12 protein-coding genes and 1 tRNA gene are annotated in these 11,115 nt (G+C 58.6%); 12 read left to right on the top strand and 1 reads right to left on the bottom strand.

Going from position 1 to position 11,115, the window contains the following annotated elements:
• From uvrB to B3V69_RS14290, 10 genes are all read left to right on the top strand, one after another.
• The coding region (gene uvrB / locus B3V69_RS14335; RefSeq protein WP_296447626.1) for an excinuclease ABC subunit UvrB at positions 1 to 1,776 on the top strand (1,776 nt) is incomplete at its 5' end.
• 95 nt (positions 1,777 to 1,871) lie between these two features.
• Complete coding sequence (locus B3V69_RS14330; protein ID WP_296447624.1) at positions 1,872 to 2,408, top strand: Fe-S cluster assembly transcription factor; 537 nt, start codon at positions 1,872 to 1,874, stop codon at positions 2,406 to 2,408.
• A gap of 33 nt (positions 2,409 to 2,441) precedes the next feature.
• A complete protein-coding gene (locus B3V69_RS14325; protein WP_296447660.1) occupies positions 2,442 to 3,662 on the top strand; it encodes an IscS subfamily cysteine desulfurase in 1,221 nt (406 codons plus the stop codon).
• Between the two features lie 74 nt (positions 3,663 to 3,736).
• Complete coding sequence (iscU, locus tag B3V69_RS14320) at positions 3,737 to 4,135, top strand: Fe-S cluster assembly scaffold IscU (protein WP_296447623.1); 399 nt, start codon at positions 3,737 to 3,739, stop codon at positions 4,133 to 4,135.
• Between the two features lies 1 nt (position 4,136).
• Positions 4,137 to 4,460, top strand: coding sequence for an iron-sulfur cluster assembly protein IscA (iscA, locus tag B3V69_RS14315; RefSeq protein WP_296447621.1), 324 nt, complete (start codon positions 4,137 to 4,139; stop codon positions 4,458 to 4,460).
• Positions 4,457 to 4,990, top strand: a complete 534-nt coding sequence (gene hscB, locus B3V69_RS14310; protein ID WP_296447619.1) for a Fe-S protein assembly co-chaperone HscB — start codon at positions 4,457 to 4,459, stop codon at positions 4,988 to 4,990. Before iscA ends, hscB begins: the two co-directional genes overlap by 4 nt.
• A 24-nt stretch (positions 4,991 to 5,014) precedes the next feature.
• Positions 5,015 to 6,871, top strand: a complete 1,857-nt coding sequence (gene hscA / locus B3V69_RS14305; RefSeq protein ID WP_296447617.1) for a Fe-S protein assembly chaperone HscA — start codon at positions 5,015 to 5,017, stop codon at positions 6,869 to 6,871.
• A 22-nt stretch (positions 6,872 to 6,893) separates the two neighbouring features.
• Positions 6,894 to 7,232: an ISC system 2Fe-2S type ferredoxin gene (gene fdx / locus B3V69_RS14300; protein WP_296447615.1), complete on the top strand. Its 339-nt coding sequence runs from the start codon at positions 6,894 to 6,896 to the stop codon at positions 7,230 to 7,232.
• A gap of 36 nt (positions 7,233 to 7,268) precedes the next feature.
• Positions 7,269 to 7,970: a DNA polymerase III subunit epsilon gene (gene dnaQ / locus B3V69_RS14295; protein WP_296447613.1), complete on the top strand. Its 702-nt coding sequence runs from the start codon at positions 7,269 to 7,271 to the stop codon at positions 7,968 to 7,970.
• 39 nt (positions 7,971 to 8,009) lie between these two features.
• Positions 8,010 to 8,084: transfer RNA gene (locus tag B3V69_RS14290), tRNA-Val, on the top strand.
• 84 nt (positions 8,085 to 8,168) lie between these two features.
• On the opposite strand, the gene B3V69_RS14285 is transcribed toward B3V69_RS14290, so the two are convergent.
• On the bottom strand, positions 8,169 to 8,438 hold the full coding sequence (locus tag B3V69_RS14285; RefSeq protein WP_296447611.1) for a hypothetical protein: 270 nt from the start codon (positions 8,436 to 8,438) through the stop codon (positions 8,169 to 8,171).
• A gap of 210 nt (positions 8,439 to 8,648) precedes the next feature.
• On the opposite strand from B3V69_RS14285, the gene B3V69_RS14280 reads away from it, so the two are divergent.
• Together B3V69_RS14280 and B3V69_RS14275 are read left to right on the top strand one after the other, a co-directional pair.
• Positions 8,649 to 10,232, top strand: coding sequence for a methyl-accepting chemotaxis protein (locus tag B3V69_RS14280; RefSeq protein WP_296447610.1), 1,584 nt, complete (start codon positions 8,649 to 8,651; stop codon positions 10,230 to 10,232).
• Positions 10,233 to 10,259: 27 nt separating this feature from the next.
• Positions 10,260 to 11,108 carry an N-formylglutamate amidohydrolase gene (locus tag B3V69_RS14275; RefSeq protein WP_296447609.1) on the top strand — a complete coding sequence of 283 codons (849 nt, stop codon included), beginning with the start codon at positions 10,260 to 10,262 and terminating at the stop codon, positions 11,106 to 11,108.
• Positions 11,109 to 11,115 lie beyond the last annotated feature (7 nt).

Here is an 11,115-nt window from a genome sequence, read left to right as displayed (position 1 = left end):
TACTACCAGCCCGAGGCCTATGTGCCGCAGCGCGATCTGTTCATCGAGAAAGACTCGGCGATCAATGAGCACATCGAGCAGATGCGCCTCTCATGTACCAAAAGTGTGCTGGAACGGCGTGACGTGGTAATCGTGGCCACGGTGTCGGCCATTTATGGCATTGGCCAGCCCGAGGCCTACCACCAGATGGTGATGACCCTGCGTGCGGGTGACAAAATGGGTCAGCGCGACCTGATCGCGCAACTGGTGCGCATGCAGTACCAGCGCAACGACGCCGATTTTTCGCGCGGCAAGTTCCGGGTGCGCGGCGACACCATCGACGTGTTTCCGGCCGAGCACAGCGAGATGGCGATTCGCATCGAGCTGTTCGACGACGAGATTGAATCCCTGCAACTGTTCGACCCGCTGACCGGGCGCATTCGCCAGAAGATTCCACGCTTTACCGTATACCCCAGAAGCCACTACGTCACGCCGCGCGACCGCGTGTTGGCCGCGGTGGAAACCATCAAGGTGGAGCTGTCTGACCGCTTGAAAGAGCTGGTCGGCATGGGCAAGCTGGTCGAAGCCCAGCGGCTGGAGCAGCGCACCCGCTTTGATCTGGAAATGCTCAGTGAAGTAGGGCACTGCAAGGGGATCGAGAACTACACCCGCCACCTCAGCGGCGCCGCCCCCGGCGAGCCGCCCGCCACCTTGACCGACTATTTACCGAAGGACGCCATGATGTTCCTGGACGAGAGCCATGTGCTCATCGGCCAGTTTACCGGCATGTACAACGGCGACCGGGCGCGCAAGACCACGCTGGTGGAGTATGGCTTTCGCCTGCCCAGCGCGCTGGACAACCGCCCGCTCAAGTTTGAGGAGTTTGAGACCAAGATGCGCCAGGCCATCTTCGTGTCCGCCACGCCGGCGCAGTGGGAAAAAGACCATGCGGGGCAAGTGGTGGAGCAACTGGTGCGCCCGACCGGGCTGGTGGATCCCGAGGTTGAGGTGCGCCCGGCCACCAGTCAGGTGGACGACGTGCTGCAGGAGATCCGCATCCGGGTTGAAAAGCATGAGCGGGTGCTGATTACCACGCTCACCAAGCGCATGGCCGAGCAGCTGACCGACTATTTGAGCGACAACGGCGTGAAGGTGCGTTACCTGCACAGCGATGTGGAGACCGTCGAGCGCGTGGAAATCTTGCGCGACCTGCGCTTGGGTACCTTCGATGTGCTGGTCGGCATCAACCTGCTGCGCGAAGGCCTGGATATTCCCGAAGTGTCTCTGGTGGCGATTCTGGACGCCGACAAGGAGGGCTTTTTGCGCTCCGAGCGCTCCTTGATCCAAACCATTGGCCGCGCCGCGCGCAATTTGAACGGACGAGCGATTTTGTACGCCGACAAGGTGACGGAATCGATGAAAAAGGCGATGGGCGAGACGCAGCGGCGGCGCGTCAAACAGGTGGCGTACAACGAAGCCCATGGCATTACGCCGCGCTCCATCGTGAAACAGGTCAAAGACCTGATTGATGGGGTTTACAGCGAGAAGGCGGGTAAAGAGGCCGAAAAACTGGAGCGCGATGCCCTGCAGCGGGCCCAGGTCGAGGATATGAGTGAGAAAGACGTCTCGCGGGAAATCAAGCGTCTGGAGAAGCTGATGCTGGAACACGCGCGCAATCTGGAGTTCGAAAAAGCGGCTCGGGTGCGCGATCAACTGGGCATCTTGAAGGAACAGGCCTTCGGCGCATCAGGCAGCGACAATCTGCTTGTTATTTCATCTGATGGGAAAATTTCTTAGGTGTGACTGAGTAGTCTAGATACCCGAGCAAATTAGTCGGATTCTTGCTATACTCGCTACCACTAGCCAACTAAATACGACTCAAGGAGTATGCCATGCGTCTCACTACAAAAGGTCGCTTTGCGGTGACAGCGATGATTGATCTGGGTTTGCGCCAGAGCAACGGCCCGGTGACGCTGGCGGCCATCAGCCAGCGCCAGCAGATTTCGCTCTCCTATCTGGAGCAGCTGTTTGGCAAGTTGCGCCGGCACGAATTGGTCGAATCCACGCGCGGTCCCGGAGGCGGCTACACCCTGGCGCGCAACCCGGCTGAGATCACGGTGGCCGACATCATCACATCGGTGGACGAACCGATTGACGCCACGCATTGCGCTGGCAAGGAAAATTGCCTGGGCGAGGGGGCTCGTTGCATGACGCACGACCTTTGGACCGCGCTGAATGTGCGCATGGTGGAGTTTCTCGATTCGGTGACCCTGCAAAAGCTGGTGGACGACCAGTTGGCCAAAGGCCTGCAAGTGGAAGACAAGCCCAGCGTGAAGCGCGCCATTTCCGCCATGCCGGTATCCAAACCCATTCGCATCAATGCACCCAACTCGGTGTTTGCCTTGGGCAATGCGTTTTCCAAGACCTGATTTTTGTTTGATTTAGCCAGCAGCGAGCCAGCCATGGACACCACACCTCACTTTCCGATTTACATGGATTACAGTGCCACCAACCCTTGCGATGAGCGGGTGGTGGACGCCATGATTCCCTGGTTGCGCCAGCACTTTGGCAACCCCGCATCCCGCAGCCATGCCTGGGGCTGGGAAGCCGAAGCCGCGGTTGAAAAAGCCCGCGAGCAGGTGGCCGCTCTCATTGGCGCCGACCCGCGCGAAATTGTCTGGACGTCGGGGGCAACTGAATCCATCAATCTGGCGCTGAAGGGCGCGGCTGGTTTTTATAAAACCAGAGGCAAGCACATCATCACGGTCAAGACCGAGCACAAAGCGGTGCTGGACACCTGCCGCGAGCTGGAACGCCAGGGCTTTGAACTCACTTATTTGGATGTGCAGTCGGATGGTCTGCTTGATCTTGAAGTCTTCAAGGCCGCGATTCGCCCGGACACCATTCTGGCCAGCGTCATGTTCGTCAACAATGAAATTGGTGTGATCCAGGACATTGCCGCGATCGGGACGATTTGCCGCGAAAAAGGCGTTGTTTTTCATGTCGATGCCGCTCAGGCAACGGGGCGGGTGGACATTGACTTGAGCCAGTTGCCGGTTGACTTGATGAGCTTGACCGCCCACAAGACGTATGGCCCCAAGGGCATCGGCGCGCTGTTCGTCCGTCGCAAGCCGCGTGTGCGCATTGAGGCGCAAATGCACGGCGGTGGTCATGAGCGGGGTATGCGCTCTGGCACCCTGCCCACGCACCAGATCGTGGGCATGGGCGAGGCCTACCGTATTGCCAAGGCAGAGATGGCGGGCGAGAACGTGCGGATTCAGGCTTTGCACGACCGCATGCTGGCGGGTCTCAAAGACGTCGAGCAAGTGTTCATCAACGGCCATCTGGACAAGCGCGTGCCGCATAACCTGAACATGAGCTTCAACTACGTAGAAGGCGAGTCCTTGATCATGGGCATCAAGGGCCTGGCCGTATCCAGTGGCTCGGCCTGCACCTCGGCTTCTCTTGAGCCCAGCTACGTGCTGCGCGCCTTGGGTCGCAGCGATGAGTTGGCGCACAGCAGCCTGCGCATGACGATTGGCCGCTACACCACCGAAGCAGAAATTGACTACGCGATTGACACCATCAAACTCAACGTCGCCAAGCTGCGTGATTTGAGCCCCTTGTGGGACATGTACAAAGAAGGCATTGACATCAGCACCATTCAGTGGGCTGCGCACTGAATATTTGAACTTTGCGGGACAGGCCGCAGCGGCGCAGTCGCAAACTCTGTCCTCAACTGATTGAAGGAAACAAAATGGCATATTCTGAAAAGGTCGTTGACCACTACGAAAACCCCCGCAATGTCGGCTCGTTCGACAAGGGTGATGACACCGTCGGCACCGGCATGGTCGGCGCCCCGGCCTGCGGTGACGTCATGAAGCTGCAGATCAAGGTCAACCCGCTCACCGGGGTGATTGAAGATGCGCGCTTCAAGACCTACGGCTGTGGCTCGGCCATTGCGTCGTCTTCCCTGGTGACCGAGTGGGTCAAAGGCAAGACGTTGGACCAGGCGGCGGCGCTCAAAAACAGCGAAATCGCTGAAGAGCTGGCTTTGCCGCCGGTCAAGATTCATTGCTCCATCCTGGCCGAAGACGCCATCAAGGCTGCAGTGAATGACTACAAACAAAAACACCTCGCACCACAGACGCACTGACATGGCTGTAACGTTGACTGAAGCTGCTGCCCGGCACGTGACTCGCTACCTTGCCAAACGTGGCAAGGGGGTCGGTGTGCGACTGGGCGTCAAGACCACCGGTTGCTCGGGCCTGGCTTATAAACTTGAGTATGTTGACGCGGTCGAACCCGAGGACATGGTGTTTGAAGGGTTTGGCGTCAAGGTGTTGGTTGAACCCAAGAGTTTTGCTTACCTTGACGGGACGGAACTTGATTTTGTCCGCGAAGGCCTGAACGAGGGCTTCAAGTTCAACAACCCGCGAGAACGTGATCGCTGCGGTTGTGGCGAGTCGTTTCGGGTATGAATCTGCAGTCCAGCGATTTCGAACTCTTCGGTCTTACTCCCCAATTCGCGCAGGATCGTGCGGCCATCGACGCGCGCTGGAAAGATCTGCAACGTGAGGCGCACCCCGACAAGTTTGCCGCCCAGGGCGCTGCTGCGCAGCGCCTGGCGATGCAGTGGTCGGTGCGCATCAATGAGGCCTACCAGCGGCTCAAAGACCCGCTCAAGCGTGCCGCCTATCTGTGTGAGTTGAACGCCGCCCCGCTCAATGCCGAGAACAACACGGCCATGCCGACTGAGTTCCTGATGCAGCAAATGGACTGGCGCGAATCTCTGGATGAGGCCAGCGGTGTCGCTGAACTGGAGGATCTCAATGCGCATGTCATGGCGGCGCGGCAGGAGGCGCTGCAAAAATGCGGTCGACTGCTGGACACGCAACATGACTACACGGGGGCTGCGCAGCAGGTGAGGGCGCTGATGTTCATCGAGAAATTTGCCAATGATGTTGAAGCCCGCCTCGACCGAATGGACACTGCAGACCGGGGACAATAGCGCCTCGATTCCAAAAAAATAATCATGGCGCTTCTACAAATTTCAGAACCCGGTCAGTCTCCCAATCCGCACCAACGGCGCGTCGCGGTGGGTATCGACTTGGGTACCACCCATTCACTGGTGGCCTCGGTGCGCCATGGCGTCGCCGAGTGCCTGCCTGACGCGCAAGGCCGTTTCATTTTGCCGTCTGTTGTTCGCTACCAGAGTGGCGGCGCGCGTCAAATTGGTTTTGACGCCCAGGCAGCACTGGCCTTGGACCCTGAAAACACAATCGCCTCGGTCAAGCGTTTCATGGGTCGCAGCCTCTCCGATGTGGGCGGGGCTGACAAGCTGCCGTACCGCTTTGTGGACCACCCGGGCATGCTCGGACTGCAAACCGTGCAGGGTGAAAAATCACCGGTCGAGGTGAGCGCCGATATTCTGGCCACCTTGCGCTACCGCGCTGAAGACACTTTTGGCGACGATCTCTATGGCGCCGTGATCACGGTCCCCGCTTATTTTGATGACGCGCAGCGCCAGGCCACCAAGGACGCGGCGCAACTGGCGGGCCTGAACGTGCTGCGTCTCATCAACGAGCCCACCGCGGCGGCCATTGCTTATGGCCTGGACAATGCCAGCGAAGGGGTATATGCCATCTACGACCTGGGCGGCGGCACTTTTGATATCTCTATTTTGCGGCTCACCCAAGGTGTGTTTGAAGTCGTCGCCACGGGCGGTGACTCGGCCCTGGGCGGCGATGACTACGACCATGCGTTGGCGGATTGGGTGTTGGCGCAGCGTGGCGTGCAGGCGCTCGAAGCGTCCGATAAGGCGGCGATCAAAGTGGCAGCACGGGTCTGCAAGGAAGCCCTGTCTGCTACCAAATCAGTAGCGTTCAGCGCAATGTTTACGGGGACTAAGGTCTTATTTGATGTCAATGTTGCGCAGTTTGAGGCCGTCACAAGCAGTTTGACTGCCCGCACCCTCGTGGCAGTGCGCAAAGCCTTGCGCGATGCCAAGCTGTCGGTGGCGGATGTGAAGGGCGTGGTCATGGTGGGCGGCTCCACCCGCATGCCGCAAATACAGCAGGCCGTTGGCAGCTTCTTTGGCCAAGCGCCGCTGAACAACCTCAATCCCGATGAGGTCGTCGCTTTGGGCGCGGCGATTCAGGCCAACCAGCTGGCGGGCAACAATTTGAGTGGTGATTTGTTGCTGCTGGACGTGATTCCCCTGTCGCTCGGTGTCGAGACCATGGGCGGCCTGGTGGAGCGCATCGTGCCGCGCAACGAAACCATTCCGACGGCCAAGGCGCAGGACTTCACCACCTACAAAGATGGTCAGACCGCGCTGGCGCTGCATGTGGTGCAGGGCGAGCGCGACCTGGTGGCGGACTGCCGTAGCCTGGCGCGCTTTGAGCTGCGCGGCATTCCCCCGATGGCCGCCGGGGCTGCGCGCATCCGGGTCACCTTCACGGTGGACGCGGACGGGCTGTTGAATGTCAGTGCCAAAGAGCAGATCAGTGGTGTGGAAGCCCGCATTGACGTCAAGCCCTCCTACGGGTTGGGCGACGATCAGATTGCCAGGATGCTGCAAGACAGTTTCACCACCGCCGAGGCCGATATGAAAGCCCGTGCGCTGGTCGAGGCCCGGGTCGATGGCGACCGCATGCTGCTGGCGACCGAAAGCGCGCTGGCCGCCGACGGTGATTTGCTGTCGAGCGCCGATCTGGCCGCCATTGACAGCTTGATGGACGAGGTGCGCGCCGCACGGCCGCTGGAAGATGCGGCGCTGATTGAAGCTGCGACCCAGGCGCTGGCCAAAGGCACCGAGGCGTTCGCCGCCATGCGCATGAACCGTGGCATTCAAAAAGCGTTGGCCGGAAAAAACATCGAGACGGTCTGAAGCAGACCCACCGGATAAACACATGCCCATCATCAAAATATTGCCCCATCCCGAGTACTGTCCGCAGGGTGCTGAAATCTCGGCGCCGGCCGGCACCTCGATTTGTGAGGCCTTGCTAGACAACCACATCAACATCGAGCACGCCTGCGAGATGAGTTGTGCCTGCACCACCTGCCACGTCATCGTGCGCGAAGGGTTTGAATCACTCAATGCATCAGATGAAAACGAGGACGACTTGCTCGACCGGGCCTGGGGTCTGGAACCCAAGTCGCGTTTGAGCTGCCAGGCCATTCTGGCGCAAAAAGATGTGGTGGTGGAGATTCCCAAATACTCGATCAATCACGCCAAAGAGAACCATTAAGTCCCACGCGCGTCACTCAAACCGCAAGAATTAGCTATGCGTCAAATTTTTCTGGATACCGAAACAACCGGCCTGTCAGCCGACAACGGTGACCGGGTGATTGAAATCGGCTGTGTCGAGCTATTCAACCGCAAACTGACCGGCAACAACAAGCATTTTTACTTGAACCCCGGGCGCGACAGCCATGAAGAGGCGCTCAAGGTGCACGGCATAACGACCGAGTTCCTGAAGGACAAGCCCAAGTTCGAAGCCGTGGCAGACGAACTTCTGGAGTACCTGCAAGATTCTGAGGTCATCATTCACAATGCCGCGTTTGATGTCGGGTTTTTGAACAAGGAACTGGAGTTGATTGGCCGCCCCTTGTTCAGGGAATTCGTGGCCAGTGTGACGGACACCCTGGTCATGGCCAAGGAAATGTTCCCCGGCAAGCGCAATTCGCTGAATGCGCTGTGTGACCGGCTGGGTGTTGACAATTCGGGGCGCACCCTGCACGGTGCCCTGCTGGACGCTGAACTGCTGGCCGATGTCTATATCAACTTGACACGCGGTCAGGATGCCTTGCTGATCGATATCGGGTCGACTGAAAATACCGGCGCCAGCCTTGTGCAGATTGATCTGCGCGCCATTGATCTGCCGGTGTTGGCCGCCAATGATCAGGAGAGCGCCGCCCATGACGACGTTCTCAAACAGATTGACAAAGCCAGTGGCAGTAAAACGGTTTGGCGTCTGGCGGCTTGAAAGTCTGGCATAATCCAAGGCTTTCCTGAAACGAATTCAGGGCGGTTAGCTCAGGGGTAGAGCACTGCATTCACACTGCAGGGGTCGCAAGTTCGAAACTTGCACTGCCCACCAATTTATTGGTTATAAAACAAGGACTTAGCGGTTTCGCTAAGTCCTTTTTTGTTTTTGTTTCCGGTGAATGCGTTTTGTCGCGCTTCAGTTGAAAAACGCCGTTTTCAGGAACGTGATGTTGTGGCTGCTGCCGAACTTGAGGGTGTTCGAGATGGCCTGTTTGACTTTATCGCTTTGGCGCTCGAATGAGGCGACCATGTCGTGATTGTTAGCGAGCAGGGTGCGCTCGACCTCGCCCAGTGTCTCCCGACTCACAAAGAATCGATGCGCCACGCCGTGGATATCAACCGTGAATGAAATGCCGTCGCCTATTTCCGAATCAATCCGGGTGTTTTCAATGAAAAAGTCTTCCATGATGGCTCTCTTTGGATGGTGTCGTTCAGATTGCGGTCAGAATGGTACCTTGGGACTAGGTAATGTTCACGGAAAGTCCGTCATGGATGTCCCCGATTTGATTTTCATCGATACAGGTAAGCCCTAGACTGGAAACCAGCTGCAGGTGGGTATCATGTGTGTAAACAACGGATGGTCCGCTATCGAGGCGGACTTCCTTCTGGAGATGTCATGAAGTTAGGTTTGAAATTGCTTGCCGCACCCTTGTTGACTGCGGTGGTGGTTCTGGTGTCTGGTCAGATCAATGCCGTATTGATGAACCAGGAGGCAGGCAAAGCGCAGACAAGTTCGAAAGCCGGTCTGGAAGGTTTCAAGACTATCGGTTCGGCGCAGCAGCAACTGGACCATGTCCATACCAATGTTTACCGCACGGTGTCTGTCATTGGCTCCATGGATGAGGCCAAAATCAAGTCCGTTCGGGCTGACCTCGCCAAGCAGTTGGACAGTGTCAAACGGGTGGTCGGTGCAATTGCCTCTGCGGGTGGCGATGCCGAGTTACGTACGGCTGTGGCAGACTTGAACAAGCAGATTGACAAGTACGCGGGGCAGGCTGACTCGTCAATTGATATCGCGGCCGGTGACCCGGTGACCGGCATTGCTTCCATGCAGGCGGCGGACGCCACCTTTACCACAGTCGCCAAAACCATGGGTTTGATTGTGGCCCGCGTCGAGGCCGCTTCAAACGCGTCCATTGCGGCCTCTCAGCAACGCTCGCGCAATACGAATTTGATCCTGGCCGTGGTGGGCCTGCTGGCCGCCGGTGTGGCGGTCAGTTTGTCGTGGTTGATGCAGCGAAAAATAGTGGCTGAGCTGGCGCGCGCGGCTGACCTCGCCAACGAGGTCGCCAGCGGCAACCTGAATGTCGAGGCCGTCAGCCAGCGTCAGGACGAGGTGGGCGACCTGATGCGAGCGCTGGGCACCATGACGGCGCAGCTGAATCAGTCCATCTCCACGGTGCTCGACTCGTCTGAGTCCATTCGTCTTGCCAGTGCCGAGATTGCCACCGGCAACCAGGACCTGGCCAACCGCACCGAACAGACTGCGTCCAATTTGCAGCGTGCGGCGTCTTCCACAGATCAACTCACCGGCACGGTCAGGCAATCCGCCGACGCCGCGCGCCAAGCCAACCAACTCGCTGCTTCGGCGACCGAGGTAGCGGTTCGGGGTGGCGCGGTGGTGGCACAAGTGGTCTCCACCATGGAAGAGATCAACATCAGCGCGAGAAAAATATCCGACATCATCGGCGTCATTGATGGTATTGCGTTTCAGACCAATATTCTGGCTTTGAATGCCGCGGTGGAGGCGGCCCGTGCCGGCGAGCAAGGTCGCGGCTTTGCCGTGGTGGCCAGCGAGGTGCGTAGTTTGGCGGGGCGCTCGGCGGAGGCGGCCAAAGAAATCAAAAACCTGATCGGTGTTTCGGTTGCCAAGGTGGACTCCGGTTCCCGGCTGGTGGCCGATGCCGGGAAAACCATGACTGAAATTGTGAGTTCAGTCAAACGTGTGTCCGACATTATTGGGGAAATTTCTGCCGCGTCTTCTGAGCAAAGCGACGACATTTCGCAGGTGAACACGGCAGTGATGGAACTCGATCAGATGACGCAGCAGAACGCGGCGCTGGTGGAGCAGTCGGCCGCGGCGGCTGAAAGCCTGCGCGAGCAGGCGCATCGGTTGGCGCAAGTCGTGTCTGAGTTCAGGCTCGCTGACGCTTCGGGTGGCGCGCGGGTGGATGGCCTTGTTTTGCTGGCAGGATCCTGAAACGAACTGCCCAGGCTCGGCATTTGAGTGACTTCATTGCTTCGTTTCTTGCCGGGCACGACGCCGCTGGTGCTCGATTCGCCTCACAGTGGCACCCGTTATCCGACTGACTTCGGTTTTTCATGTGACCGGATGAGTTTGCGCCGGGCCGAAGATACCCATGTGGAAAAGCTCTACGACTTTGTCCCTGATCTGGGTGTCGCCTGGATCGAAGCGTTTTTCCCGCGCAGTTACCTGGATGCCAACCGCAACATCACCGAGATTGATGCCACCCTGTTGGGCGAAGCTTGGCCAGATCCGGTCGAGACTGACCCCGTGATGATGTCCAAGGTCCGGCTCGGCAAAGGCTTGATCTGGCGCATGACGGATGACGGTGTTCCCATTTATGCGCGCCAGTTGTCGGTGGCCGAGGTGCGCGGGCGCATCGACTGCTGCTGGCGTCCGTACCATACGGCGGTTGGCGCCGCGATTGATGCGGCCCATGCGCGCCACGGCTACAGCATTCACCTCAATTGCCATTCCATGCCGGCCGTGGCGTCCAGCCATGCGACGGATTTTCCGGGTGAGTCGCATGCCGACTTCGTGATCGGAAATCGCGACGAGACCACGGCCTCCGGTCCTCTGTCGCTCCAAATTTGTGAGCATCTGGCAGGCTTGGGCTACAGCGTGTCCTATAACCACCCGTACAAGGGGGTGGAGCTGGTGCGCCGCCACAGCGACCCGGCACGCCAGCGCCACAGCGTCCAGGTGGAGATCAATCGCAAGCTCTACATGAATGAACAGACGCTGGAGATCACGGACGGCTTTGCTGCCCTGCAGAACAGCCTGCGATCGTTGGTGGCAACGCTGCTGCAGACCGACCCACGGGCGCTGTGAGTTTTTT

The sequence above is a fragment of the Rhodoferax sp. UBA5149 genome, from assembly GCF_002413825.1.
GTDB lineage: Bacteria > Pseudomonadota > Gammaproteobacteria > Burkholderiales > Burkholderiaceae_C > Rhodoferax.
Note: the sequence above shows the minus strand (reverse complement) of the source record. Positions and strands in the feature narration are given on the sequence as shown.

Excerpts from the sequence above, each read along its gene's own strand:
- B3V69_RS14280 (WP_296447610.1), top strand. The coding sequence starts at position 8,649 with ATGAAGTTAGGTTTGAAATTGCTTGCCGCACCCTTGTTGACTGCGGTG.
- iscA (WP_296447621.1), top strand. The coding sequence starts at position 4,137 with ATGGCTGTAACGTTGACTGAAGCTGCTGCCCGGCACGTGACTCGCTAC.
- iscU (WP_296447623.1), top strand. The coding sequence starts at position 3,737 with ATGGCATATTCTGAAAAGGTCGTTGACCACTACGAAAACCCCCGCAAT.
- fdx (WP_296447615.1), top strand. The coding sequence starts at position 6,894 with ATGCCCATCATCAAAATATTGCCCCATCCCGAGTACTGTCCGCAGGGT.
- B3V69_RS14285 (WP_296447611.1), bottom strand. The coding sequence starts at position 8,438 with ATGGAAGACTTTTTCATTGAAAACACCCGGATTGATTCGGAAATAGGC.
- B3V69_RS14325 (WP_296447660.1), top strand. The coding sequence starts at position 2,442 with ATGGACACCACACCTCACTTTCCGATTTACATGGATTACAGTGCCACC.
- B3V69_RS14330 (WP_296447624.1), top strand. The coding sequence starts at position 1,872 with ATGCGTCTCACTACAAAAGGTCGCTTTGCGGTGACAGCGATGATTGAT.
- dnaQ (WP_296447613.1), top strand. The coding sequence starts at position 7,269 with ATGCGTCAAATTTTTCTGGATACCGAAACAACCGGCCTGTCAGCCGAC.
- hscB (WP_296447619.1), top strand. The coding sequence starts at position 4,457 with ATGAATCTGCAGTCCAGCGATTTCGAACTCTTCGGTCTTACTCCCCAA.
- hscA (WP_296447617.1), top strand. The coding sequence starts at position 5,015 with ATGGCGCTTCTACAAATTTCAGAACCCGGTCAGTCTCCCAATCCGCAC.